22 protein-coding genes and 3 pseudogenes are annotated in these 26,213 nt (G+C 62.2%); 13 read left to right on the forward strand and 12 right to left on the reverse strand.

The annotated features are described in order from the left end of the window. Nucleotides 1-9 precede the first annotated feature (9 nt). The 4 genes and pseudogenes from OIU37_RS08180 to OIU37_RS08195 all read left to right on the forward strand — a co-directional run. A complete protein-coding gene (locus OIU37_RS08180) occupies nt 10-930 on the forward strand; it encodes a DUF58 domain-containing protein (RefSeq protein ID WP_171604217.1) in 921 nt (306 codons plus the stop codon). Further along, nucleotides 927-3,740: a DUF4159 domain-containing protein gene (locus tag OIU37_RS08185; protein WP_171604218.1), complete on the forward strand. Its 2,814-nt coding sequence runs from the start codon at nt 927-929 to the stop codon at nt 3,738-3,740. Before OIU37_RS08180 ends, OIU37_RS08185 begins: the two co-directional genes overlap by 4 nt. 1 nt (nt 3,741) lies before the next feature. Continuing rightward, nucleotides 3,742-5,811, forward strand: a complete 2,070-nt coding sequence (locus OIU37_RS08190) for a hypothetical protein (protein ID WP_171604219.1) — start codon at nt 3,742-3,744, stop codon at nt 5,809-5,811. Beyond that, nucleotides 5,811-5,966 (forward strand): annotated as a pseudogene (locus OIU37_RS08195) (GNAT family N-acetyltransferase); the annotation flags it as partial. The gene OIU37_RS08190 and the pseudogene OIU37_RS08195, both read left to right, overlap by 1 nt. A gap of 51 nt (nt 5,967-6,017) precedes the next feature. On the opposite strand, the gene OIU37_RS08200 reads toward OIU37_RS08195, so the two are convergent. Beyond that, on the reverse strand, nt 6,018-6,581 hold the full coding sequence (locus tag OIU37_RS08200) for a GNAT family N-acetyltransferase (RefSeq protein ID WP_003541792.1): 564 nt from the start codon (nt 6,579-6,581) through the stop codon (nt 6,018-6,020). A 194-nt stretch (nt 6,582-6,775) separates the two neighbouring features. On the opposite strand from OIU37_RS08200, the gene OIU37_RS08205 reads away from it, so the two are divergent. Continuing rightward, entirely contained in the window at nt 6,776-7,786 is a 1,011-nt protein-coding gene (locus OIU37_RS08205) for a glutathione S-transferase family protein (protein ID WP_171604220.1), read from the forward strand. Between the two features lie 23 nt (nt 7,787-7,809). Here the strand turns inward: OIU37_RS08205 and OIU37_RS08210 are convergent, their stop codons facing one another. Continuing rightward, on the reverse strand, nt 7,810-8,289 hold the full coding sequence (locus OIU37_RS08210; RefSeq protein ID WP_171604221.1) for an NUDIX domain-containing protein: 480 nt from the start codon (nt 8,287-8,289) through the stop codon (nt 7,810-7,812). 70 nt (nt 8,290-8,359) lie between these two features. Between OIU37_RS08210 and OIU37_RS08215 the strand changes: the two genes are divergently transcribed. The 4 genes from OIU37_RS08215 to OIU37_RS08230 all read left to right on the forward strand — a co-directional run bounded on the left by OIU37_RS08215 (nt 8,360) and on the right by OIU37_RS08230 (nt 11,533). Then, on the forward strand, nt 8,360-9,268 hold the full coding sequence (locus OIU37_RS08215; RefSeq protein ID WP_171604359.1) for a metallophosphoesterase: 909 nt from the start codon (nt 8,360-8,362) through the stop codon (nt 9,266-9,268). A 159-nt stretch (nt 9,269-9,427) separates the two neighbouring features. Then, on the forward strand, nt 9,428-9,988 hold the full coding sequence (locus OIU37_RS08220; protein WP_264257096.1) for a hypothetical protein: 561 nt from the start codon (nt 9,428-9,430) through the stop codon (nt 9,986-9,988). A gap of 187 nt (nt 9,989-10,175) precedes the next feature. Then, nucleotides 10,176-10,685 carry an RNA polymerase sigma factor gene (locus OIU37_RS08225; RefSeq protein ID WP_003541801.1) on the forward strand — a complete coding sequence of 170 codons (510 nt, stop codon included), beginning with the start codon at nt 10,176-10,178 and terminating at the stop codon, nt 10,683-10,685. 2 nt (nt 10,686-10,687) lie between these two features. After that, on the forward strand, nt 10,688-11,533 hold the full coding sequence (locus tag OIU37_RS08230) for an anti-sigma factor (RefSeq protein WP_168310613.1): 846 nt from the start codon (nt 10,688-10,690) through the stop codon (nt 11,531-11,533). 343 nt (nt 11,534-11,876) lie between these two features. On the opposite strand, the gene leuA is transcribed toward OIU37_RS08230, so the two are convergent. The 4 genes and pseudogenes from leuA to OIU37_RS08250 all read right to left on the reverse strand — a co-directional run bounded on the left by leuA (nt 11,877) and on the right by OIU37_RS08250 (nt 15,946). Further along, entirely contained in the window at nt 11,877-13,628 is a 1,752-nt protein-coding gene (leuA, locus tag OIU37_RS08235) for a 2-isopropylmalate synthase (RefSeq protein ID WP_264257097.1), read from the reverse strand. A 154-nt stretch (nt 13,629-13,782) separates the two neighbouring features. After that, nucleotides 13,783-13,908, reverse strand: a complete 126-nt coding sequence (locus OIU37_RS08240) for a hypothetical protein (RefSeq protein ID WP_264257098.1) — start codon at nt 13,906-13,908, stop codon at nt 13,783-13,785. A gap of 61 nt (nt 13,909-13,969) precedes the next feature. Then, nucleotides 13,970-15,200: pseudogene (locus OIU37_RS08245) on the reverse strand (benzoate/H(+) symporter BenE family transporter). Nucleotides 15,201-15,361: 161 nt separating this feature from the next. After that, the gene (locus OIU37_RS08250; RefSeq protein ID WP_168310610.1) at nt 15,362-15,946 is read right to left on the reverse strand and encodes an ATP-dependent Clp protease proteolytic subunit; all 585 of its coding nucleotides are present in this window, start codon (nt 15,944-15,946) and stop codon (nt 15,362-15,364) included. A 229-nt stretch (nt 15,947-16,175) separates the two neighbouring features. Between OIU37_RS08250 and OIU37_RS08255 the strand changes: the two genes are divergently transcribed. Beyond that, nucleotides 16,176-16,937, forward strand: a complete 762-nt coding sequence (locus OIU37_RS08255; RefSeq protein WP_171604225.1) for a DUF2076 domain-containing protein — start codon at nt 16,176-16,178, stop codon at nt 16,935-16,937. Nucleotides 16,938-17,073: 136 nt separating this feature from the next. Here OIU37_RS08255 and queF read toward each other — a convergent pair whose 3' ends face one another. From queF to OIU37_RS08285, 6 genes are all read right to left on the reverse strand, one after another. Further along, complete coding sequence (gene queF / locus OIU37_RS08260; RefSeq protein WP_182208751.1) at nt 17,074-17,538, reverse strand: preQ(1) synthase; 465 nt, start codon at nt 17,536-17,538, stop codon at nt 17,074-17,076. Continuing rightward, nucleotides 17,538-18,452 (reverse strand): CDF family cation efflux transporter EmfA, encoded by a 915-nt coding sequence (gene emfA / locus OIU37_RS08265; protein WP_264257100.1) that lies wholly within the window; start codon nt 18,450-18,452, stop codon nt 17,538-17,540. Before emfA ends, queF begins: the two co-directional genes overlap by 1 nt. Nucleotides 18,453-18,604: 152 nt before the next feature. Then, nucleotides 18,605-19,276 carry a DUF2161 domain-containing phosphodiesterase gene (locus OIU37_RS08270; RefSeq protein ID WP_264257101.1) on the reverse strand — a complete coding sequence of 224 codons (672 nt, stop codon included), beginning with the start codon at nt 19,274-19,276 and terminating at the stop codon, nt 18,605-18,607. Between the two features lie 14 nt (nt 19,277-19,290). Then, complete coding sequence (locus tag OIU37_RS08275; protein ID WP_003561395.1) at nt 19,291-19,530, reverse strand: hypothetical protein; 240 nt, start codon at nt 19,528-19,530, stop codon at nt 19,291-19,293. A 121-nt stretch (nt 19,531-19,651) separates the two neighbouring features. Then, the gene (locus tag OIU37_RS08280) at nt 19,652-21,841 is read right to left on the reverse strand and encodes an anthranilate synthase (RefSeq protein ID WP_264257102.1); all 2,190 of its coding nucleotides are present in this window, start codon (nt 21,839-21,841) and stop codon (nt 19,652-19,654) included. 262 nt (nt 21,842-22,103) lie between these two features. Next, nucleotides 22,104-24,362, reverse strand: a complete 2,259-nt coding sequence (locus OIU37_RS08285; RefSeq protein WP_264257103.1) for a TonB-dependent hemoglobin/transferrin/lactoferrin family receptor — start codon at nt 24,360-24,362, stop codon at nt 22,104-22,106. 209 nt (nt 24,363-24,571) lie between these two features. On the opposite strand from OIU37_RS08285, the gene OIU37_RS08290 reads away from it, so the two are divergent. The 3 genes and pseudogenes from OIU37_RS08290 to OIU37_RS08300 all read left to right on the forward strand — a co-directional run bounded on the left by OIU37_RS08290 (nt 24,572) and on the right by OIU37_RS08300 (nt 26,210). After that, the gene (locus OIU37_RS08290; protein ID WP_171604229.1) at nt 24,572-25,594 is read left to right on the forward strand and encodes an extensin family protein; all 1,023 of its coding nucleotides are present in this window, start codon (nt 24,572-24,574) and stop codon (nt 25,592-25,594) included. 84 nt (nt 25,595-25,678) lie between these two features. Further along, nucleotides 25,679-25,924: a CopG family ribbon-helix-helix protein gene (locus tag OIU37_RS08295; protein WP_171604230.1), complete on the forward strand. Its 246-nt coding sequence runs from the start codon at nt 25,679-25,681 to the stop codon at nt 25,922-25,924. Then, nucleotides 25,921-26,210, forward strand: a pseudogene (locus OIU37_RS08300) (type II toxin-antitoxin system RelE/ParE family toxin). The gene OIU37_RS08295 and the pseudogene OIU37_RS08300 overlap by 4 nt, the downstream one beginning before the upstream one ends. Nucleotides 26,211-26,213 lie beyond the last annotated feature (3 nt).

Raw genomic sequence — 26,213 nt, forward strand, 5'->3', positions numbered from 1 at the left:
GCCGGACGCGTGGCATCTATCGGACAGATCGTCAATCCGACACCCGGCAGCGATGCCCTTTCCCGCGCCAGGCAGCGGGCCGCCCTGGTGCCGGACTGCCTGGTGGAAGCCAAGCGCATCGCCAACACGGTGATTGCCGGCTGGCATGGCCGTCGCAAGCGTGGCATCGGCGAGAATTTCTGGCAGTTCCGTCCCTATGCCGAGGGAGAGAGCCTGTCGCGCATCGATTGGCGCCGCTCCGCCCGCGACGATCATACCTATGTGCGCGAGCGCGAATGGGAGGCAGCGCACACGATCTGGCTCTGGTGCGACATGTCGCCCTCGATGATGTACAAGTCGAGCTATGGCAGCGTCTCCAAGGAAAGCCGCGCGCTGGTCATCATGCTGGCGCTTGCCGAAATCCTCGCCCGCTCCGGCGAGCGCATCGGTTGTCCCGGCATCATGGAGCCCGCCTCCGCCCGCAACGCCTCCGAACGCCTCGCAGCCGCGCTCATGCACACGCCGCTGACCGGCGGCCTGCCGGAAACGTCGATGATCCGCGGCTGGAGCGACCTCGTCCTTATCGGCGATTTCCTCGACGATGCGCCGGCAATCATGGAACGGCTCGGCCCGCTTGCCCGCCGCGGCTTGCGCGGCCACGTGGTCGAGATTTCAGATCCCGCCGAAGAGATATTCCCCTATAACGGCCGCACCGAATTCACTGATCCGGAGAGCGGCGCCAAACTTATCTCCGGCCGCGCCGAACATATCCGCGAGGCCTATCGCAACGCCTACCTCGCCCGCAGGGAGAGCCTCGGCCAGTCGTTGCGCCATCTCGGCTGGACTTTCGCGAGCCACCGCACCGATCATCTTGCGTCGGAGGCGCTGGTCGCGGTCCACATGTATCTGTCCGGCATGCCGGCCAAGGCAACGCATGGAGGGCAGCTATGAACGCCCTTCCCTTCGCTTTCGCCTATCCCGCCATTCTCGGCGCGCTCCTTGCCTTGCCCGTCATCTGGTGGCTGCTGCGGCTGACGCCGCCACGTCCGAAGACCGAAGTCTTTCCGCCGCTGAAAATTCTAGCCTCCGTGCTGAAGCGCGAGGAGACGCCGGCGCAAAGCCCGTGGTGGCTGACGCTGCTGCGCATGCTGCTCGCTGCCGCCATCATCCTTGCGATCGCCGATCCGGTTTTCAATCCACGCACCAGTTCGCTAGCATCAGGTGGCCCGCTCGTCCTTTTCGTCGACAACAGCTGGGCAGCGGCACCCGACTGGGAGCGCCGCATCCAGACCGCCGACGCATTGATAGACGATGCCGAATCCGCCGGCACGCCAGTGTCGATCGCCTTCACCGCCGATCCGACCAACGACGCCGTGCCCGGCACAGCCGCGAGCGCCCGCGACAAGCTGCGCGCCGCCGAGCCGCGACCGCTGGTACCGGACCGCGAACGCGCCTTCCAGGCGCTGCGCGCCGCGCTGAACGGCATCAAGCCCGGTACCCTCGCCTTCCTGACCGACGGCGCCGCCGCCAAGCCCGACGACGCGACGGTGCGCAGGCTCGCCGAACTCCAACCCGCCGATCTGCGTCTGATCGAGGGCGATGCCGCGCGGACAGTCGCTATCACCACGGCCAACAATGCGGCTGATGCCATGACCGTCAAGGTCACGCGGCTCAACAGTTCGCAGGCCGCATCGGTAGCGCTGAACGCCGTCGATACCCAGGGCCGCTCGATCGCCAATGGCAGGGCGGATTTCCGCCCCGGCCAGAGCGTCGCGACGAGTTCGATCACCGCCCCCTTCGAGATGCGCAACGATTTCGCGCGCGTCAGCGTCGACAATGGCGCGACGGCAGGCGCCGTCCACCTTCTCGACGACGCATTCAAGCGCCGCCGCGTCGTCCTGCTGTCAGGTGAAGGAGGCGACGAGTTCCAGCCGCTGCTCTCGCCGCTCTATTATATCCAGCGGGCGCTGCAACCCTATGCGGATCTGATCCAGCCTGCAGATTCCGACCTTTCGGTCGCAATACCAAAACTTCTCGCCAGCAATCCCTCCATCATCATCATGGCCGATATCGGCCGGCTGCCGGAGGAGACCTACGAGCCTTTGACGCGCTGGATATCGAATGGCGGCATGCTCCTGCGTTTTGCCGGCCCGCGCATGGCGGCAGCCCCTGCGGACGATCCGCTGATCCCTGTCATCCTGCGTCAGGGAGAACGGGCGCTGGGTGGCACCTTGTCCTGGAGCGAGCCGCAGTCGCTGGCCGAATTTCCGAGTATCGGGCCTTTCGCCGGCATAGCGCGTCCCGTCGATGTCGTCGTCAAGCGGCAAGTGCTTGCCGAACCGACACCCGATCTTGCCGAACGCACCTGGGCAAGCCTGGCTGACGGCACGCCGCTCGTCACGATGAAGCAGATCGCCTCCGGCCAGATCGTCCTGTTTCACGTCACCGCGGAAGCGACCTGGTCCGATCTGCCGATCTCAGGCACTTTCGTCGACATGCTGCGTCACCTCCTGCAGATATCGCGCTCGGGCGGCGTGACACCGGAGGCGCGCGGCAATGCGCGTGTCTCCGAAACCCTGCCGCCATTCCGCATGCTGACGGCCAAGGGCACGCTCGTCTCCGAGACGGGATCGGCGCGGCCGCTCATTCCACAGGCCGGAGTCGAACCGACGGCGAATTTCGACAACCCACCCGGGCTCTACGGTTCGGAGGATGGTTTCACCTCCCTGAACGTGCTGCCCGAGAACGCCGAACTGAAACCGCTCGACACAACAGGAACCAATGCCGTGCGCGAAGGCCTGATCGGCGGCGAAAGCTGGTCGGCAAAACCCGCACTCTTTCTCGCAGCCTTTCTGCTGCTCTTGGCCGATAGCCTGATCGTCCTCTTCATGAATGGCGCATTCTCGCGATTGCGCCCGGCTGTCCGCACCGCCGCGATGATCGCGGTCGCCGTCGGCGCCGGCTTTCTCATCCAACCCGGCACGCTTCACGCCGACGACTCCCAGCCCGGCGACGACCTCATCCTGCAGAGACTTGATAACACGCACCTCGCCTATGTCGTCACCGGCGAACAGGACGTGGACAATATATCCGAGCGCGGCCTCGAGGGACTGACCCAGTTCCTGACTTTTCGCACGACGCTGGAGCCGGCGCCGCCCGTCGGCATCGACCTCACCAAAGACGAGCTCTCCTTCTATCCGATCATCTACTGGCCGGTTTCGGCAACGGCGCCGATGCCGTCGACGGCGGCGATCAGCCGTATCGATGCCTATATGCGCAATGGCGGCACCGTGCTTTTCGATACGCGCGATCAGATCAGCGCATTGGACAATGGCGGCAATGTCAGCGCCAACGGTGAGAGGCTGCAGGCAATCCTCGCCAATCTCGACATTCCGCCGCTCGAGCCGGTACCATCAGATCACGTGCTGACGAAATCCTTCTATCTCCTGTCGAGCTTTCCCGGTCGTTATGCCGGCAGCCCTCTCTGGATCGAGGCCCGGCAAGGCGGTCAGGGGCCGAGCGAAAAATCGGCGGCGACGGCCGACGGCGTTTCGCCGATCCTGATCACCGGCAATGATTTCGCCGGCGCCTGGGCGATCGACGAAAACGGCGTACCGATACTGCCGACCGTACCGTCGGATGAAACGCAGCGCGAATATGCCTACCGTTCCGGCGTCAACATCATGATGTACATGCTGACCGGCAACTACAAGACCGACCAGGTCCATGTTCCCGACCTCCTCGAACGGTTAGGACAATGAGATGACATTCGACTTTTCGCCCTTCCTGCCCTGGTCGGTTCTGGCTGCATTGGCTGTCGTCAGCACGATCATCGCCGCCTTCGCCATCTGGCGCGGCATTCGAGGCGCCTGGATCAGAACGCTGGCAGCACTCGCCATGCTGACCGCGCTTGCCAATCCTGTGCTGCTGCAGGAAGATCGGGATCAGTTGTCGACGATCGTTCCCGTTCTTGTCGATCGAAGCCAGAGCCAGCAGACGCCCGATCGCGTCAAGATGACCGACGATGCGCTTGCGGCCTTGAAGGGACAGCTTGCCCGCTTCCCCCAGATTGAACCCCGCTTCGTTGATGTCGAAGGCGACGTCAATTCCGACGTGCCGTCCACGCGCCTGTTCGACGCGCTGTCGGCCAACATTGCCGATGTCCCGCCCGCCCGTATCGGTGGCGCCATCATGCTGACCGACGGTGAAGTCCATGATGTTCCGGGCGCCAATCAGGCGCTCGGTTTCGACGCGCCGATCCATGGCCTCGTAACCGGCAAGGCCAACGAATTCGATCGCCGCATCGAAGTCATCAAGGGACCGCGTTTCGGCATCGTCAACGAAGAGCAGCAGGTGATCTTGCGCGTCTTCGACGACGGCCCGAGCCCCGGCGGCACAGCCGATGTCACGGTAAAGCTGAATGGTGACGAGATCGCCACCCTGCAGGCGACACCCGGGCAGGATACGCCCTTCTCCTTCAAGGTGCCGGGTGGCGGCAGCAATGTGCTCGAATTCTCGGTCGCAGCACTTCCCGGCGAAGTCACCACTGCCAACAACCGCGCTGTCCACGTCATCGACGGCATCCGCCAGAATCTCCGCGTCCTGCTCGTCTCCGGCGAGCCGCATGCCGGCGAGCGCGCCTGGCGCAACCTGCTGAAATCCGATGCCTCGGTCGATCTCGTCCACTTCACCATCCTGCGTCCGCCGGAAAAGCAGGACGGCACGCCGATCAACGAGCTGTCGCTGATCGCCTTTCCGACGCGCGAGCTCTTCGTCGACAAGATCAAGGATTTCGACCTGATCATCTTCGATCGCTACCAGCACCGCGGCGTGCTGCCGCTGCTCTATTACGATTACATCGCGCAATATGTCGACAATGGCGGCGCGCTGCTGATCGCCGCCGGTCCCGAACACGCCGGCCCCGATTCCATTGCACTGACGCCGCTTTCCTCGGTTCTGCCCGCAACGCCCACCGGAGAGATGATCGAAAAGGCCTTCTATCCCCGCCTCTCCGAGGAAGGCCGCAAACATCCCGTCACGCGCGGTCTGGACGGTTCGGGCGAGGATCCGCCGCATTGGGGCCGCTGGTTCCGCAGCGTCGATGTCGACCGGCCGCAGGGCGAGACGATCATGCTCGGCGCCGACAACCATCCGCTACTGGTGCTGAACCGAGCCGGCCAGGGCCGCGTCGCCATGCTGCTTTCCGATCAGGGCTGGCTCTGGGCGCGCGGCTTCGAAGGCGGCGGTCCGAACGTTTCGCTCTATCGCCGTATCGCCCATTGGCTGATGAAGGAGCCGGCGCTCGAGGAAGAAGCGCTGACGGCGCGCGCCTCCGGCCGGACCCTTGAAGTCACCCGCCAGACGATCGGCGACAATCCCGGCAATGCCACCGTGCGTTATCCTTCCGGCAAGACCGAAACCCTGCCGCTCACCCAGTCCGAACCGGGACTTTACAAGGCCGAGAAGAGGATGGACGAAATCGGCCTCTTCGAAATCCGCAACGGCCGGCTGTCGACGCTTGTCCATATCGGCGCTGTCGACGCACCGGAATTCAAGGCGATGATCTCGACGACCGATGTACTGCAGCCGGTCGCCGACAGAAGCAAGGGTCTCGTCGCCCGCGTCTCCAACGCAAATGGCGCGATCTCCGTGCCGCCGATCCTGCCGGTGCGCGGCCAGGTCCGCGTCTCCGACAACGATCGCATGATGATCCGCATGACCAACGAGACGGTCTTGAAGGGCATCAACACGCTGCCGCTCTTTGCCGGTTTCGCCGGCGTCGGCATCCTGCTGCTCGCCTTCGGCGCCATGTGGTGGCGCGAAGGGCGCTAATCTCATGCCGGAATTTCGAGCTCACCTCGTCGCCCTCGCCGGAGGAATTGGCGGTGATCACCGATGCGCTGTCGGGCCTTCAACACCAGCGATGTCGGCCCTTGGATCGCCGCCCGCTCGCCGTCCTCATCCGCGATACCGACGGCAAGGTGACCCGGCCGTACGCACAGCTTCCTCCGGAAAAGTCTCTAGCGGGCTGTGCAAGATCATTCGCGCCAGGCGATCGTGCCCTTCAGCCGCGCGTGCACGCCCTCGGCGATCGGAACGACGAGCACACGACCGGGATCGACCGGGCCTGGAAAAGACAGCGCGTTGTAGGCCACCTTCTCGAAGCCGAGCGGGCCGTAATAGGGTGGATCGCCGACGAGGATGACGGCTTCCGAGCCCTTGCGTCTTGCCGCCTCCACGGCAATCCGCACCAGTTCCCGGCCGATGCCTTTGTTCTTGTGGGAGGGGCGGACGGCGAGCGGGCCGAGCAGATGTCCCTTCACCGTGCCGGCCAGCACCGGCGTCATGCGCACGGAGGCGATCGTCTCACCATTATCGGTGCAGATGAAGGAGAGCGACAGATCATGCGGTCCCTGCTCACGGATGCGCGCGGCAGCGCGCGTGAAGCGGCCGGGACCGAAGGCTTCTTCGTTGATGTGTTCGATGGCGGCGTCATGAGACGCGTCTTCGGTGAGGTAGACGAGATCGTGCTTGTACATGATGACAGAAACCGGATGGACAGATTGATGGGTCTCGAACACGCCTTGGGCGTTCGGGAGCATCAGCGTCGTCGCGGGTTTCTGGAAATGAACATCAAGCAGGGGTCCGAAAATCGTGAAAAGGCCGATAGCAGGAAAAATTTCCAACGTCCAACGCAAAATGCGCGACGTGACGCACTGTTCAATCTTTGCCGCCTGTAAAGCCCTGCCATCTGCGATATCTTCCGTTTCAACACGCAATCAAGGAAATGAACACCATGGGAATGCTGGTGGACGGCGTCTGGCATGACGCCTGGTACGACACGAAGGAGAGTAAGGGCCATTTCAAGCGGCAGCCCTCACAGTTCCGCAACTGGGTGACATCGGACGGTGAGGCCGGCCCTTCCGGCAGCGGCGGCTTCAAGGCCGAGTCCGGGCGTTACCATCTCTATGTCTCGCTCGCCTGCCCCTGGGCGCACCGCACGCTGATCTTCCGCAAGCTGAAGAAGCTCGAAGAGCTGATCTCGGTTTCCGTCGTCGATCCGCTGATGCTCGAGAACGGCTGGGAGTTCAAGGTCGGCGACGGCGCCACCGGCGACCACCTCTTCGCCGCGTCCGCGCTTTGGCAGATCTACGTCAAAGCCGATCCGCACTATTCCGGCCGTGTCACCGTTCCCGTGCTCTGGGACAAGAAGACCGGCACGATCGTCAACAACGAATCCGCCGAGATCATCCGCATGTTCAACGGTGCCTTCGACGGGCTGACCGGCTCGACAGCCGATTTCTATCCCGAGGACCTTCGCTCCGAAATCGATGCGCTGAACGCCACCGTCTACGACACCGTCAATAACGGCGTCTACAAGGCGGGCTTTGCCACCACCCAGGAGGCCTATGCCGAAAACGTCGACACACTGTTCGAAACACTCGACATGCTCGACGAACGCCTCGGCAAGGGCCGCTACCTCTTCGGCAACCGTCAGACCGAGGCCGACTGGCGCCTGTTCACCACGCTAGTGCGCTTCGACGCCGTCTATGTCGGCCATTTCAAGTGCAACATCCGCCGCATCGCCGACTACCGCAACCTGCCCGGCTATCTCAGCGACCTCTACCAGACGGCAGGCGTTGCCGAGACGGTGAACCTCAATCACATCAAGCAGCACTATTACCGCAGCCACAAGACGATCAATCCGACCGGCATCGTTCCCATCGGCCCAGCACTCGATCTCGACAGTCCGCACGGCCGCGCTACAGCGCCGCGCGTCTTTTCAGACGCGCAAAGGACTCTGTAGCAGTTTGAATGGCTGCCTGAGGTTCACCAGCGGTGGGCGGGCTCCTGCTCGCCGCGAAGCTCGGCGAGACGGCGATGCGTCGCCTTCGTCGTGCCCTCGGGCAGGCTGTCGAGGGAAAAAAAGCCGCTGTCGGATATCTCCCAGTCCGGCGGCCGCGGCGCCGTCTGCTCGACGGTCGCGCGGTAGAAGACGACATGGTCGCGCTTTGTGGTCGTGGTATTGAAATAGACCTGGAACAGCTGCGGCTTGCCGATGATCCTGAGGTTGCCTTCCTCGCGCAATTCCTTGATGAGCGCTTCCTCGACCGTCTCGTTGCGCTCCAGCCCGCCGCCCGGCATGTGCCAGCCGCCGATATAGCTGTGGCGGACGAGAAAGATGCGCCCGTCTGCATCGAAACAGGCAGCCCGCACGCCCACGGTCATGCTGCGGACGAAGCTGAAATAGACATGCAGCAGGCGCAACGCCAGCCTCATGTGAAGGGGCCGGTTCTCTTTATCCACCATCGCTCCGTTTCAGCTCTTCATCGCGCCGGATGTGTTTGATTTGTCAATAAGCTGGTCTATGTCTCGTAGCATGTTCAAGCTCGCGCATATCTCCGACGTCCACCTCGGGCCGTTGCCCAGTCTTTCCATTCAGGAGCTGTTTTCAAAACGCATAACAGGCTTTGTGAACTGGCATCGAAATCGACGCAAGCACCTTTTCGGCAGCACGCTGGATCTGCTGCTCGACGACATCCGCGCCCATCAGGCCGATCACCTGGCCGTCACCGGCGACCTCGTCAATCTGGCGAGCGGCATCGAGATCCGCTCGGCCGCCGCCTGGCTGCGCGAGCTCGGTGATCCCGCAGACACGTCGGTCGTTCCCGGCAATCACGATGCCTATGTGCCCGGCTCTTACGAGAAGTCGATGCGCGCCTGGTACGATTATGTCCGCGGCGATCTCGCTCCGCCGCAATGGCAGGACGACCGCCATATCTTTCCTTATCTGCGCGTTCGCGGCAAAGTCGCGATTGTCGGCTGTTCGACGGCGGTCGCCACTCCGCCCTTCGCCGCCTCTGGCTTTTTCGGCGCGCGACAGGCCCGCGATACCGTCAACATACTGCGTGCGGCTGGCGAAGCCGGTCTCTTCCGCGTCGTCATGATCCATCACCCGCCGATCCGCGGCGCCACGGCCTTCTACAAACGGATGATCGGCATCCGCCGCTTCGCTGCCGTGATTTCGACGGGCGGCGCCGAACTCGTGCTGCACGGCCATACGCACCTGAACACGCTGCATTGGCTGCGTGGCCAGATGCAGCCAGTACCGGTCGTCGGCATCGCCTCTGCCTCGCAGGGACCGGGCAGCATCAAGCCGCCCGCCGCCTACAACCTCTTCTCCATCGACGGCTCTCCCGGCGCTTGGGAGCTCAGCGGCGAGCGCTTCAGCCTCAACAGGGCCGGCGACGCGGTGATGCCGGAAAGCGCCGATATTTTCGCGCCTTAACGTCATCTCCGGCCTCTTTTTGTGCAGCAGTTGAATCGATCCGCGAGGACATCAAGCCACCGTCGCAACATTTGCCATGGAGGTTGCTTACCCTCTTGGTATTTTTAGTGGTAAGCGTACAATCCGAGCAACTGCATTGCTTGAGAACGGAGCGCGCCGATGACTTTTTCTTTCCGCCACCTGTCCCGACTTTCGCTCGCCGCCGGCTTTGCCTTCGGCATCGCCACGGCCGCTTTCGCGGCCGGCGACAGCAATGATGATACCAATCCGCCGCCGAAGACCCAGACGACCAAGGTCTGCACCGGCGGCAAGGTCTGGGACAAGACCAAGAAGGAATGCGTCAACCCGAAGAAGAGCAGCTTCAACGACGACGATCTCTATCAGTTCGCCCGCGAGTTTGCCTATGCCGGCCAGTATGACAACGCCATCACCGTTCTCAATCTCGCTCGCAACCAGAACGACCCGCGCGTCCTGAACTATCTCGGCTACGCCAACCGCAAGGCCGGCCGCATGGAACTCGGCATGTCCTACTACCGCAAGGCGCTGCAGGCGGACGAGAATTATATCCTCGCCCGCTCCTATATGGGCATGGCGCTGGTCGAACAGGGAGACATCCAGGGCGCTCGCGTCCAGCTTGTCGAAATCCGTGATCGTGGCGGCGAAGGCACCTGGGCCTATCGCTCCCTGCTGCAAAGCTTGAACGGCTACAAAACATATTGACGCAAGCTTTGCAGGCCATAATACGAAAATCCCTTGGGAAAGAGGGATGAAGACGACCGGATGCTTGCGAAGTGCAGGAGACTTGTTTCATAAAGCACATGCATCGACGGCGTCGATAAAGTCGGTTTCGCGCCCGACGGCGAACCCTTCGTCCGCGAAACCATTGTGAATGCTTCTTGGATAGACAATGCGTCAGCCCGCAACGACCATCGATCTCCGGCGTGATCTCGTCGGCCTCCTGCCCCGCCTTCGCCGCTTCGCGATCACGCTCGCGGGTGAGGTTGCCGTGGCCGATGAACTCGTTCAGGCCGTCTGTCAGCGCGCCATCTCCAAAGGTCATCAATGGAGCGGCGAAGGCCGGCTGGAAAGCTGGATCTACACGCTTGCCCGCCAGCAATGGACCGACGACAACCGCAAGCGCAAGCCGAAGGCTTCCGTCCGCGGCAACGTCACCGATATTCGCGAGGCCGCGCGCGAACGCTCGGCCGCGGTCGATCCCGACACCATCCATCACATGATTTCCGATATGCCGGATGGCGTTTCCAGCATGTTCCTGCTGGTCGACGTCGAAGGTCACAGCTACCAGCAGGCGGCCGACATCATGGGCATTCCGGTGGCAAACGTCGTTTCGCAGCTCGCTACCGCGAGGCTGCATTTCGCCGGGCTTGCCGGCACCCACCCGATCCACAGGTTCTGAATTTGCTCGATCTTAGGAAATTGCCGCTCGAGGCCCAGCTCACCGCCCTTCTCGACGGCGAAGTCTCGCCCGAACAGCGGCACGAACTGGAGCAGCGTCTGGCAAGCGACGAGAATGCACGCAGGCTGCATGAGAAGCTGCGCCACGGGGCTGATTTCGGCCGCCGCCGCCTCGACGATATCCTGAAGGAGCCGGTACCGCTCGCCCTCGTCCGCTCGATCAAGAGCACGCAGCCGCCGAAGACGCCGATCGCCCAGCGCGCCACGCGCCCGCAAGTGAAACTGGCGCCGAGCGGCCCGCAGGCGCTGGCCGCTGCCCTGATCCTCTTTGTCGTCGGTTGCGGTATCGGCTATTTCGTCGGCACCGCGCCGGATGCCGACGAGATTGCCAGCACGGCTACCACCAATACGGCACCGGCCAATACCAACGACTGGCTGGGCGACGTCACCGCCTATCAGCGCCTGCTGATCCGCCAACCCCGTCATCTCGTCGAAGTGCCCGCCTCGCAGGCCGAGGAAATCTCCAGCTGGCTGACGACGGCGATCGGCGTGCCCTTCCGCGTGCCGGATTTGAGCGCCGAAGCCTGGACCTTCCAGGGTGCCCGCGTCATCCTCGGCGACAGCCGCCCTGTCGGACAGCTCGTCTATTCTAATTCCGATGGCGACATCATCTCCATTTGCTTCCGCAAGGACGCGCAGCCGCCGGAGACCGACGACTTCAAGGAAACGATCAAGGACGAGATCGGCCTCGTGACCTGGCACAATGCCGGCACCTCCTACGTACTCGCCGGCCCCTCCGCCGAAGCAACGCTCGGCCAGCTTGCCATGGAGATCGCCACCGCGATCTGATTCCGCCTATCGTATGTGGCGAATGGTGAGCGTGCCGCGAAGCTGAAACGGTTTTATGGCAAAATCGACCATCAGCACCAGCCGCCCCCTCATCCGCCTGCCGGCACCTTCTCCCCGAGGGGAGAAGAGACGTGTGGCAACGTCTCGGCTCCTCAAAGCGTCTGTAGTAGAAGGCATAGCGAAAGGCCTGCTCCCTCTTCTCCCCTCGGGGAGAAGGTGCCCGTAGGGCAGATGAGGGGGCCACACGGCACGCCTTTATTGCTCCTGCTCAGGGAAGACGCAACGAAGCCAACCTATTCGTCAGGCCGCACCGACACCGGTCGCGGCCTGATTCGTTCCCGGATCAGGCTTTGCCGGCCTTCACCTCGAGCACGCGGTTGGCGGCCGAGACGATCGCTTCCAGCGACGCCGCGACGATGTTGGTATTGATGCCGGCGCCGAAGAGTTTGCCGCCGGGATAGGAAGTCTCGACATAGGAGATCGCCGCCGCGTTCGAGCCATGCTGGAGCGAATGCTCGGAATAGTCTTCGACCGACATCTCGATGCCGAGATAATGCGACAGCGCATTGATGAAGCCGTCGATCGGGCCGTTGCCGCGCCCTTCGATGCGCTTGATCTCCCCATTGTCGGTGATCTCGGCTGCGACGATCCGCTGGCCCTTGTGCTCGGTGTCGGGATAGGTGTGATGGTCAACAAAGCGCAGGCGCCCTTCCGGCTGCGTCACGTAGCGCTCGATGAAGCGGTCGTAGATGCGCCGCGACGGAAGCTCCTTGCCCTCTACGTCGGTGATACGCTGGATATCCTCGCGGAATTCCACCTGCAGGTTACGCGGCAGGTTCAGCCCATAATCCTGCTGCAGGATATAAGCGATGCCGCCCTTGCCGGACTGAGAGTTGATGCGGATGATCGCCTCGTAGGAACGACCGACATCGCGCGGATCGATCGGCAGGTAGGGGACCTCCCACACGGGATGGTTGGCGACCTGTGCTGCCTTCATGCCCTTGTTGATCGCATCCTGATGCGAGCCAGAAAAGGCCGTATAGACCAGCTCGCCGACGTAAGGATGACGCTCGCCGATCGCCATCTGGTTCGAATATTCGAACACTTCCTTGATGTGCTCGATGTTCGAGCAGTCGATGCCGGGATCAACACCTTGCGTGAACATGTTGAGCGCCATCGTCACCACGTCGACATTGCCGGTGCGCTCGCCATTGCCGAACAGCGTGCCTTCGACGCGGTCGGCGCCTGCCAGCAGTGCCAGTTCGGCAGCGGCAATGCCGGTGCCGCGGTCGTTATGCGGATGCAGCGAAACGATCAGGTTCTCGCGATTGTCGAGGTTGCGGCACATCCATTCGATCTGGTCGGCATAGACGTTCGGCGTCGCCATCTCGACGGTGGACGGCAGGTTGATGATCAGCTTGTTATCGGGCGTCGGCTTGACGACCTCGATGACGGCGTTGCAGATCTCCAGCGCCACATCGAGTTCCGTGCCGGTAAAGCTCTCCGGGGAATATTCGAAACGGTAACCGCCGCCAGCCTTCGTGGCCATATCGGTGATCATCTTGGCGGCATCGACGGCGATCTGCTTGATGCCCTGCACATCCTTGGCGAAGACGACGCGACGCTGCAGCTCGCTGGTGGAGTTGTAGAAATGCACGATCGGCCGGTTTGCGCCTTCCAGCGCTTCGAAGGTGCGGGTGATGAGTTCCGGGCGGCACTGCACCAATACCTGCAGGGAGACGTCGTCGGGAACGTTGCCCTCCTCCACGCACCAGCGGGCGAAGTCGAAATCGGTCTGCGAAGCCGAGGGGAAACCGATCTCGATTTCCTTGAAGCCCATCTCGATCAGCAGATGGAACATGCGCGCCTTGCGATCGTGGCCCATCGGGTCGACGAGCGCCTGGTTGCCGTCGCGCAGGTCGACCGAGCACCAGACCGGCGCCTTGGTAATGGTCTTCGTCGGCCATGTGCGGTCGGGAATGTTCACCTGCGGATAGGCCCGGTATTTCACCGCGGCGTCGGGCATGCCTTTTGCGGGGCTCATCTCGCTCTTGGAGGCCATCTTATCTCGGGGGGATTGCGTCTTCGCGTCCATCGTATCGTTTCCTCGTCCCGGCATTTGCCCGCTCTTAGCCGATCACGTCGGGCTTGGCGATAAACAAATGCGGACCTTGTCGGTCGTTAAGTCAATTTTGAAAGTGAGTCGCGAGGAGCGATGGCCGGGCGGGCTTTCGGCCGCCGGGCGCTCCTCAAAGGACCCGGCAACCGCGCGTAAGGCCGAGGAGAAGAAGCGAGGTCAGGGCGCGCGTATTGTCACGCAGGGCGATGCGGCCGCGTGCAATCGTCTCGGAAATCTTGGCGCCAGTGGTCTTCATGGCCGCGCTTATAACCTTGGGCGGCGGAACTGGCAAGCCCTCGCGGCACGCCGACCTTGCCTCACTTCGACTGAGCCCCGCCTTTCGCCATCTTCACCAGCTGCGACAGCGCGAGCATCAGGCCGCCCGCGATCAATCCCCAGAAGGCGCCCGAGATGCCGCCGAAGGAAATGCCGGAGGCGGTGACGAGGAAGGTGATTGCCGCTGCCTCGCGCGATTCCGGCGCCTGGAAGGCCGACATTGCCGAGGACGAGAAGGCGCCGACCAGCGCCAGTCCCGCCACCGCCTCGATCAGGATGGGAGGCGCCAGGGCGACGAAGGCCGTCACCGCGCCGGCCAGCAAGCCGAGGATGATATAACCGACGCCGGCGATCAGCGACGCCCAGTAGCGCCGCTTCGGATCGGCATGGGCATCCTGGCCCGCGCACATCGCCGCAGTGATCGCCGCCAGATTGACGGCGTGGCCGCCGAACGGCGCCGACAGCAGCGAGAAGAAGCCGGTGACGGCAAAGAGCGGACCGGGCTTCGGATCGTAGTGATTGACCTTCAGCACCGCGATGCCGGGAATGTTCTGCGAGGCCATGGTGACGATGAAGAGCGGCAGCGCGATCGACACGAAACCGGCAAGGTTGAACACCGGCCGGACGATTTCAGCCGTCGGCACCAGCGATCGCTCGAGCGAGGCGAACGCGCCCTCGGGAATATCGACGCCAAAGGCAAGCACCAGCACGAAGGCGGCGAGTGCGGCCGGCACCGCCCAGAGCCGCTTGAAAGCGCCGACGACGATCCAGGCGACAACGATCGGCAGCCCGAACAGCGGATTGAAGCCGATTGCCTTCACCGGCGCGAAGCAGAGGCCGATCAGCACGCCGGAAAGCATCGCATTGGCAAGCGGCGCGGGAATGGCGGCAACCGCCCGGCCGAGCGGCTTGAACAGCCCGGCGACGATGATCAGCGCGGCACAGATCAGGAAGGCCCCGACCGCCGCATTGAAGCCGCCCTCGATCGCCCCGGTGCTTGCCAGCAGCGCCGCACCCGGTGTCGACCAAGCGATACTGATCGGCAATCGCGTCACAGCACTGAGCACGATCGCGCAGACGCCCATGGATATCGACAATGCCATCAGCCCGGACGCCGCCTGCGCATCCGTCGCGCCGACTGCCTCGAGCCCGTGCAACACGACGGCGAAGGAACTGGCGGAGCCGACGAAGGCGGTCAGCAGCCCCATGAACAGGGCCTGGACGGAAAAATCTTTGAGCATGGCGGAACTCTAAGCTGCGGGAATGGCGCATGGAGCATGATGGCTGCAGCACGCGCAAGCCCAGATTCAGCCCTTTCCGTTCAGCGCCCGCGTCGTCCGATCGGCCGGCCTCTCCATGCCGACCAAAACAAAACGCCCTTGCCTGATATCTGCAGGCAAGGGCGGTTCTTGGCAGCTTCGGCCGAGAAAAACTCAGATATCGGCCTGCGAGGTCACGACCCGAGAAACGAGGCCGTAGTCCTTCGCCTCTTCGGCCGACAGCCAGTAGTCGCGATCCGTATCCTTGGCGATCTTGTCGAGCGGCTGGCCGGTGGCCTCCGCCATGATCTTGTTCAGGCGCTCGTTCATCTTGATGATTTCGCGCGCCTGGATCTCGATGTCGGATGCCATCCCGCGCGTGCCGCCGGAGGGCTGGTGCAGCAGGAAGCGGGTGTTCGGCAGGCAGAGGCGCCGTTCCTTCGGAGTGGCGACATAGATCAGCGCGCCTGCCGAGGCGACCCAGCCCGTGCCGATCATCCAGACTTTCGGCTTGATGAACTTGATCATGTCATGGATGGAATCGCCGGATTCGACATGGCCGCCGGGCGAATTGACATAGATGCGGATGTCGTCGTCGCTGGCTGCGGCAAGCGCCACGAGCTGCGAGCAGACTTTCTGCGCCAATTCCTGATTGATCGGTCCGTAGATGAAGATCGAACGCGACTTGAAAAGATTCGCCTCCGTTTCCTTGCCGAGCGGCAGTTCCTTCGTCTTGTCGTCCTGGTCTTCGTCGTTCATTCGAACCTCTTGGAGATGAATTCGGGTTCCTCGCACATAGTGCGACTCAATGCCTAAAACAATGCAGGAAAAACACAAGGCACCGAAGCGATGGAGATATCCTTAAGAAGCCGCGAGCCGTTCTGCAAGCCTTACCGAATTGTAACGGCGAAAGGCTTTGAAAAGCCTAAATCGGTTCCTACCTCAACCTCACGCGGCAAACGCCGCATTCGATAATAGGAGGCAGGACATGTCACCCGAAGAACGCCAATTGCTGACCGCCCTCTTCGACCGCGTACGCACCGCCGCGGCCACACCGCGCGACCGCGAGGCCGAAGCCCTGATCGACCAGGCGACACGCGAACAGCCCTCCGCCACCTATTATCTGGCCCAGGCCGTCATCGTTCAGGAAAAGGGGCTGGAGGCGGCAGCCAATCACATCAAGGAACTAGAGGAGCATGTCCGCCAGCTGGAAGCCGGCACGAGCGAACACCGCCAGGCCGAACAGGGCGGCGGCTTCCTGAGCTCGATCTTCGGCAATACGCAGACGCAGCAGCCTGCCCCCGTTCCCTCCAATCCCGGTCCCTGGGGCCAACAGTCCCGCGGCTATGATGACTCTCGCAGCTACGACCGCGATGTCCGCCAGCCCCAGCAGCAGCCGACCGGCCCCTGGAGCCAGCAGGCCTATGCGCCGTCGGCCGGCGGCAGCTTCCTGCGCGGCGCGCTCGGCACGGCAGCGGGCGTGGCGGGCGGCATGCTGCTTGCCAATTCGCTGAGCGGCATTTTCGGCAACCACATGTCCTCGCTCGGCTTGGGTTCGCCGTTCGGCGCCAATCCCCTCGGCAATGCCAGCGCACCAACCGAGGAAACCGTCATCAACAACTATTACGGCAACGATGACGCCCGCCAGGCTTCGGACAACGCCGCCGATGACAATGATAACGCCAACGTGCAACAGGCCGACTACGATGACAGCGACGACTCGTCCGGCGATGACGTCACGGATGTCTGAGGTTTAACGGCCAAGGCATGGGCGGCAGCTGGTTTTACCTTGCCGCACCGTTGCCCGGCCCTTCGCTTGGGCTCAGGGCGTTCGTCGCTGCAATCGATTCACTGGATCGATTGCTCGGGCTGCGCCCGACCGCTCCTCACCCACGGCCGCGATAGGTGGCGACGCCCTGTTCCGGCAGCCACACGCCTTCCGGCGGCTTGCCCGTCTGCCAGAAGACGTCGATCGGGATGCCGCCGCGCGGATACCAGTAAGCGCCGATCCTGAGCCACCGGGGATCGAGCAGCTCGACGATGCGCTTGGCGATGTAGATCGAGCAATCCTCGTGGAAAGCGCCGTGATTGCGGAAGGAATGCAGGAAGAGCTTCAGCGACTTCGATTCCACTAGCCATTCGCCCGGAATGTAATCAATGACGATATGGGCGAAATCCGGTTGCCCGGTCATCGGGCAGAGGGAGGTGAATTCCGGCGCGGTGAAGCGCACGACGTAATCGGTGCCGGCATGGTTGGACGGCACTTTTTCAAGCACCGCCTCCTCCGGCGACTGCGCGGTTTCGGTCTGGTGACCCAGCATCGACAGGCTGGAAACATCGGTATTCGGCATCATGCCTCCTTGACGACTTTGACGCGGATGCCGTGGGCCTTTTCGCCCTCCGGCTCCACATGAATGGCGATTTTGGCGCCCTCGTGCACTGCCCTGATGGCATCCTCAAGGCGGTCGCATATATCATGCGCCTGCCGCACCGACATCGCGCCGGGCACCACCATGTGGAAATCGATGAAGGTGACGGTGCCCGCCCGCCTCGTTTTCAGGTCATGCACGCCGATCGAGCCCGCCGCGTGGGTGGCAATCGCCTGCTTGATCGCCTCCTCCTCCTGCGGCTCGACCGCCTGGTCCATCAGCCCGCCGATCGATTGCGAGATCACCTTCCACCCCTGATAGAGGATGTTGACGGCAACGAGAATAGCAAGCACCGGGTCGAAGATCGCATATCCCGTTGCCAGCGCCAGCAGCAGGCCGACGAGCACGCCGACGGAGGTCACGACGTCGGACATGATATGCTGCCCATCCGCCGTCAGCGCCGCCGAGCGATGTCTGCGTCCGGTTCTGATCAGCAACCGCGCCCAGACCACATTGATGACACCGGCCGCGAAGTTGATCGCAAGGCCAAGCACGGGTGCGTCGAGCATGCGCGGCTCGGCGAGATAACCGACAGCCTCGTTGACGATCAGCAGGGCAGCGACGACGATCAGCACGCCCTCGGTGACAGCCGACAGATATTCCGCCTTGTGATGGCCGAAGGGATGGTCGTGATCAGCCGGCTTCTGCGCATAGCGGATGACGAAGAAGGCGATGAAGGCGGCAACGACGTTGACCGACGATTCGAGCCCGTCCGACAGCAGCGCCACCGAGCCGGTGACCCACCAGGCCACCATCTTCAGCCCCATGACACCGAGCGACAGCGGAATCCCCCACATCGCCAGCTTGCGAACCGTAAGATCGCCGTTGTCACTCATATCGTTCCCCTGCGGTTGCGAATGAATTGCAGCTTTCGAGCCGTTGAAACGCAAAACCGCCCACGCGAATGTCGCGCAGGCGGTTCAGTTGATGGTGATATGGGGGAAGAGAGCGGATTTGTCAAAGGGAATGAGACTCGCATCCGCGCGCCTCAAGGAGCGGGGTCGGCGAGAATAATTTGCGGCCAGCGCAAGAGCGCGGCCTGCCCTTCAGGCGTCAGCACATAAACGCCCTTCTCCCTGCGTTCGAACCAGCCATAAAAGTTGTCGCGCAGGATCGAGCCGGCGTTGGGCGCAAGCGCCTTCATATCGCGCGGCCGCATCAACCCCCTGTCGAGCGCGGCGGCGCAGACGAGCGCCTGCTGGCGATAGGCGGTCATGATCGGTGCCCGCGTACTGCCGCCGACGGCGGGATCGCCGCGGCGGCGCTGATGCTCCTTGACGAGACGCGTCCGCCGCTTCGGACTGGTGCGCGGCATCGGCGAGACCGAGCTGACGATGACACTGACCTCGCCGCTATCGGAAACGCCGAGCATGCCAATACCAAGCCGCCGGCAGAGATCGCGGTAACGTTTGTCGGCCTCTCGCCCTCGGCCCTTGGCAGACACGCGAGCCGCGACCCAGACTTCATCGCTCATCGCCGCGCGATCGACTGCCTGGAGAAGCAGTTCGAGGTTGAAGGAAAGTTTCAATTCGCAGACCACCACGACCGGCGGCTCGGCATCGCTCAAACCGACGAGATCGCATCCGCCGACCTCGCCCTTCACGACATAACCGGCCGCCTCCAGGAAAGCTTTGACCGGCAGGTAGAGTGACGTCTCCATGCTGAAACGGCGCCTCAGGCGGCGTTGAGATCGGCAATCTCGCCATATCGTGCAAGCAGTCGCGGCGACGACATGTCGCCGGTCTCCTCGTCGACGATCACGGCATAGGCCGCCACGCCGACGAAACGCTCAGCCATCGCCGAAGCGATCTTTTCCGCGCTGACGGAGTTCGATGCCTGGCGCATTTCGCCGGGCACGAGATTGCCGCGGTTCTTGCGGTAAGGGAGAACGATGAACTTTTCAGCATTGGCCACGGCGATAGGTTCCAATTGATCGTTCCTGAAATGTTCCGATTTGCCGGAAGAAGTCAAGTCGCGGCTCGACGGTCTGAAGGATGGCCCTTCCCACAGTAGGAAGGGCCAGGCGAAATTGCGCTCAGGCAGCCTTGGTCTTCACCTTGCGCGCCAGATGCGCCACGACATTTTCGATCATCCGCATCCCGGCATCGCCACCGAGCGTCATGATCGACTCCGGATGGAACTGCACCGCGGCTATCGGCTCCTTTTCGTGTTCGATACCCATGATCGTGCCGTCGTCGCTTTCCGCGGTGATGATGAACTCACGCGGCAGCGTCGAGGGATCGGCGAAGATCGAGTGGTAGCGGCCGACCGTCACCTCCTTGGCAAGGCCGGAGAAGACGATGCCCGGTTCCAGCACGCGGATGCGCGAGGGCTTGCCGTGCATCGGCAGCGCCAGATGGCGCAGTTCCCCGCCATAGGCTTCGGCAAGCGCCTGCAGACCGAGGCAGACGCCGAAGATCGGCAGGTTGCGCGCCCGCGCCTTCTTGATCGTCGCCTTGCAGTCGAAATCCTTGGGCGTTCCGGGTCCGGGCGACAGCACGACGAGGTCCGGGTTCAGCCGGTCGAAGATTTCCTCCGGCACCGGCGTACGCACGGTCGAAACCGTCGCCCCCGTCTGGCGGAAGTAATTGGCGAGCGTGTGAACGAAGCTGTCTTCGTGATCAACGAGCAGGATGCTGATGCCCTTGCCGACGCTTGCGACGTCGCGCTGGATCTTGCCGGAATTGCCGGTCTTGGCGTCGCGGATGGCGGAAAGCATGGCGGAGGCCTTCAGTTCTGTTTCGGCTTCTTCTTCGTCAGGAACGGAATCGTTGAGCAGCGTCGCACCGGCGCGCACCTCGGCGATACCATCCTTGATGCGCACGGTGCGCAGCGTCAGGCCGGTATTCATGTCGCCGTTGAAGCCGACCATGCCGATCGCCCCACCATACCATGCGCGTGGGCTCTTTTCATGGCTCTCGATGAAGCGCATCGCCCAGAGCTTCGGGGCGCCGGTGACGGTGACGGCCCAGGCGTGGCTGAGGAAACCGTCGAAAGCGTCCATGTCGTCGCGCAGCCGCCCTTCGATATGGTCGACCGTGTGGATGAGACGCGAATACATCTCGATCTGCCGGCGGCCGATCACCTTGACCGAACCCGGCTCACAGACACGGCTCTTGTCGTTGCGGTCGACATCCGAGCACATGGTGAGCTCGGACTCGTCCTTCTTGGAATTCAACAGCTTCAGGATCTGCTCGCTATCAGCGATCGGATCGTCGCCGCGCTTGATCGTGCCCGAAATCGGGCAGGTCTCGATGCGACGGCCGGAAACGCGCACGAACATTTCGGGCGAGGCGCCGACCAGATATTCCTGATGGCCGAGATTGATGAAGAAGGAATAAGGCGACGGATTGATCGCCTTCAGCCGCTTTGAAATGTCGGACGGCTTACTGTCGCAGCGCTCCATGAATTTCTGCCCGGGCACGACTTCGAAAAGGTCGCCCTTGCGGAAACTTTCCTTCGCCTTGGTGACGAGTTCGGCATATTCGCCCGGTCGGTGATCGCTCTTCGGCGGAATGGCATCCGTGTGTTTGAAGGGCTCGGCTGCGATATCCTGCGCCTTGCCCTCGGTCGTCACGCCGCCTTTTTCGAAGTCGTAACGGTCGACCCAGGCCTTGGCGGCGTAGTTGTCGACGACGAGGATCTCGTCCGGCAGGTAGAGCACCATGTCGCGCTGGTCGGAGGGTCGCTTCAGCTTCAGATCGATCGCATCGAACTGGAAGGCGATGTCGTATCCGAAGGCGCCATAGAACCCGAGGCTCGCATCCGCCTGCGAATAAAACAGGTCAGTGACCGCGCGCAGCACGGTGAAGACGGTCGGCATCTTCGAGCGTTCTTCCTCGGTGAACACCCGGTCCGGCGTCTTGACGGTGAGGTCGAGGCGGCGGGCCGAGGAAGCGCCGAGCACGATGTCGGAGACTGTCTTCAGCCGTTCGGTCACAAAGCCGAGGATCACCTCGCCGCGTTCATTATAGGCCTCGATCCAGACGTCGCGCCCGAAGGAAGAGATGCCGAGCGGCGGATCGACGACGGCGGTATCCCAGCGCGTATAGCGGCCCGGATATTCGTAGTTCGACGAAAACACCGCGCCGCGGCGCTCATCGAGCTTGTCGACATAAGAAGAGACCGCATCGCCGTAGGGGATCGCCCGCCGCTGCCGAGTGACGGTAATGCCGCCCTTGGTCTCGTAGATTTCCGCACCATCATCCCGCAGGATCGTTACCATTGTTCCACTCCGTTATCGGGGCCCGGACGACAGGCGGCCATAAACAAAAAAAGCCGCCTCGAAGTTTCGGGCGGCTCACTCGTCGTCTTTGGACACGATTGGTCGAGGCCGCCTTAGCGAACCCACCACCAAACAGCAATGTTCAAGGACTTGATCATGAAAAATTGTTAGCCTGAGATCAGCGATTGCGCAAGAGGCGAATGCGGAATGAAAAGGGCGGCCCGAAAGCCGCCCCTCCCCAGCCTTGAAGGCGTGATCGCGATCAGAAAGTCTTGGAGATTGAGACCTTGAACGTACGGCCCGGCTCCGAATACCACTCCCGCGGCTGGGACGCCGTCGCCGAGCTCAGATTGACCTCGCGTACGGCGAGCGCGTTGTAATGTTCCTGATCAAAGATGTTGTAGACGCCTGCCTGCACGCGCAGGCCCGGCACCTGTTCCGGCGTCCACCAGCCAGTCAAGTCGACGATTGCGTAGCCGGGCGCATCGAAGGTCGTGTCGTTGGTATTGCTGAGGGGCGTATCGAGATGGTCGGTGAGCATGCCGGCCGACAGCGTCGAAGAAAGGTCGAAACCGAAATTCTCGTTGCTCCAGCCGCCGCCGACGATCGCCTTGAACGGTGCCACCGAGCGTAGGCGCTGAGTGGTTTCTTCATTTCTGCCATATGCATAGGCAAGTGACGCATGCAGAGTGATGCCGTTATTGAATGTCTTGGCGGCGCTGGCTTCAATACCGGAGATCGTGGCCGCAGACACGTTCGTGTAGTTGAATTCCGTAAAGCCGGTCGTGTCGACGCTCGTCACCGTCTCGATAAAGTTCTGGTAGCGGGTGTGGAAGGCCGCGACCCGACCGGTAAAATCGCCCGTGTCAAAATTAGCGCCGATTTCGACGCCGCGGCCGATTTCGGGCTCCAGATCAGGATTGCCGAGCTGGGCGTAGCGGCCCGTCGGGTTGTAGAATCGGCTGTAGAGTTCGTCCACGGTGGGTGCGCGGAAGCCGACTGCCAGCTGCATGTAGAGCTGCACGTCAGGCGTCAGGTCATATGTCGCAAGAATCTTCGGTGACAGGCCGGCTTCCGTTCGGTCGTTCAGGTCCCCGAAACGGGTAAGCCCGGTATTGCTTACGAAACTTCCGCCGGTCGAGGGATTGTAGTTGAACCAGTCGAAGCGGAAGCCGGGTGTCAGCGCGAAGCCGGTATTGCCGATTTCGATCTTGTCTTCGACAACAAGCCCAAGATTCTGGCTGTCGACATCGGGCACTTCCGCCTGGTTGTTCAGCGACGGGCAGGTCGTCGATGTCGGGCAAAGGGCCCAGCTATACTGGCTCCAGCTCGAAACGCCGACGTCGAGGCCAATGCGAACGGAGTGGCTGAGACCGGAATATTCGAAATCCTTCGTTGCCGTGCCACTGAAGCCCCAGGTTTCGTTTTCAATCTCGTTGTTACGCCCATAAGCAACATTGGCGGTCGTACGGCCCCTGCTGCCGGCTTCCTTCTTCAAATCCAGCCAATAGAGCGTGGCACGCGCACTGCTGAAAAACGCGTCGGAGGACTGCGCTTCATAATCATAATCGAGCGATACGCGATCGCGGTCACGCAGTTCGCGACCGTCATAATTGTCGATCATGAAGTTGCGAGGACTGGTGCCTCCCTGGAGTTGGCGCAGGTCGGTCTTAAGATCGCGGCGGAATCGTTCCGCTGTCAAGCCGATGCGATGGCCGCCTTCCAGCTCCTGGCGTAGTTTGAAGAGCAGGTTGTTCTGATCGAAATCAGCCGGATTCGCCTCGGTGCGAAAAGCACCGTAGCTGTCATTGTCGCCCATATTGTCGCGCTCATGGCCCTTGCGGTAGCCGCCCTGAAAGAGGATCGACGTGTTGCCGATCTTCTTGGCAGCGGCGGCCGAGCCGGAAATGCTGCGGTCTTCGCTGTCATAGGTCGACTTGACGATCGCACCCCAATCCCGGCCTTCGGGAATAAGATCCTCCGGCTCCAGCGTATTGAGAACGATGGCGCCGCCGAGCATGCCGGAACCGCCCTTGCTCGAATCCGCACCGCGCACGATATCGAGCGAAGACAGTGAATCGAAATCGAAGGTGTCGCCGCCACCGTTGGCGTTGGCCGGCGCAAAGGCGCCCTGGCGCGAGCTGTTCGAAATGTAAGGGATCGGAATGCCGTCGATGGTGGTCAGGATGCGAGCACCGGAAAGGCCACGCAGGTTGAAGCCTGCGTCACCACGCGAATAATTCACGCCTGCATCGACGCTGCGCCCGATATCGTCAAAATTGGTGACCTGCTTTTCTTCGAGCTGCTTCGCGGTGATCTCGGTCGCAAGCGGCGTGTCGGCGACGCTGCCCGGCGCCACGCGTTTGCCCTTGACGACGATCTTCTGCAGGACAGTGCTGTCCTCAGCCGTGGCTTGCGGCTCGGTTGCCGTAGCGCTTTGCGCGAAAGACTGCGAAACAGGAAGAACAACTGTGGCTGCCGTGCAGACCAATAGAACCGAACGCCAATGCCGGACGATCATAACCTACCCTCTAATGATGATTACCGGGCTGGCTGGTCGTGGCGTGTCGCACGCTCGAGGGGCTGGCTGGGTTTTTGCGGATGAAGACGAAGTAGAATTCCGCCTTCTTTTCGCCGCATAAAAAACAGGGGGAGCGTTGTCAACATAAGTCATGGTTTTATGTTGAATATATCTATCAAGTTTTAGCGATCTTCAAGGACGTTGCACAATTGCAACGAAAAACGCCCTCATGCGTTGTCATCAGCCAGGGATACGAGGAATCGGACGCGTTGAGAAAACTTTCGACATTGGCGATCCTTTTCGCCGCTACCGCCTTTCTTGCCGGTGCCCGCCTGCCCCCGCAAGGCCCGATGCCCGAACCTCGGCCAGATGCCGGACAGGCGACCAACCCCACCTCCCCCTCCTCGGAAAAAGTGGAACCGCCCGCACCTGAAGAAGTCCCGGCCCCTCAGCCGAAACCCGATGTCCCCGATGTCAAGGATCCGGAGGCACCGGCATCGAGCCAGCCGCCAGCGCCGCAGGCCGCACCGTCAAAGCCCGGGTCGGCAGAACCGATGCAAGGTCCACCACGGCCGCCGGGCAGCCCCGAAAGCTCGCAGCCGCCGACGGAGGAAGGTAAGCCGCCCGGCGAGCAGACACTTGAAGAGCAACACCTGACGATCGAACCCGAAAGCGATGCGGAACATGCCGAATGCACGGCCGCACTCCAGTCCCTGGGCGTCGTCTTCAAGGACACGGCGCGCATCGACGACGGTAACGGCTGCGGCATCGACAAGCCGATCATCGTCTCCGAAGCCCTGCCCGGCATAAGGCTGAAGCCGGAGGCGACGATCCGCTGCGCGGCGGCACTGGCCCTTGCCCGCTGGATGAAGGACAGCGTCATCCCGGCGGCTTCCGCCGCCCTGCCGGAGCAGGGCCGCATCACCACCGTCAACCAGGCAACGTCCTATATGTGCCGCCTGCGCAACGGCGCCGGAACCGGCAAGATCTCCGAACATGCCCGCGGCAACGCCATCGATATTGCGAGCTTCCATTTCGAAAAGGGCGAGGATGTCGCCGTCCGCTCCCGCCGCGAGGATCCGACCCTCACCGGCGCCTTCCAGCGCACCGTCAGCGCCGCCGGCTGCCTCTACTTCACCACCGTCCTCGACCCCGAAAGCGACGCGGCCCACGAAACCCATTTCCATCTCGACGTCATCGAGAGGAAGGGTGGCTATCGTTATTGCCATTAGTTATTTCAAAGACTTACGATTCCCGCTTGAATCGGGTCATCCAACCACTAAACTTCGGCACGAAGAACCGGCGGAGTGCCTACCATGACCTTGTTGAGCTTCCAGATGAAAGATTCCACAGTTTCCCGTCTGGATCGCCTGGCCGAAAGGCGAAAGCTTTCGTCGGCCGAGATCGCAGCCGTGGCGATCGAAGAATTCATCGAACGGGAGGAATGGCAACTCTCGGAGATCGAGGCTGCCGTTCGCGAAGCCGACCAAAGCGACTTCGCCTCCGATGAGGATGTCGCCGCAGTCCTGTCAAAATATATCGGCAACCCTTCTGGAAAATGAGCCTGCGCATCAAATGGACCCGCAGAGCGCTTGCCCGCCTTGATCATATCGGCGTTTACATCGCCCGTCACGATCAAGGCGCCGCGGCGAGGGTCATCGCCCGTATCCAATCCATCGTGGAGACGATGCCGGATTATCCGTTGATGGGAAAAGTTGGGCGCGTCGCGGGACAAGGGGAATGGTGCTGAGCGACATTCCCTATATTGTCGCATATCGCGCTAAAGAAAACGAAATTGAAATTCTAACCATCTTGCACACATCTCAGCGGTGGCCGAAGAGCTTCTGAAGC

This window comes from Rhizobium sp. BT-226 (genome assembly GCF_025847085.2).
GTDB classification, from domain to species: domain Bacteria; phylum Pseudomonadota; class Alphaproteobacteria; order Rhizobiales; family Rhizobiaceae; genus Rhizobium; species Rhizobium sophorae.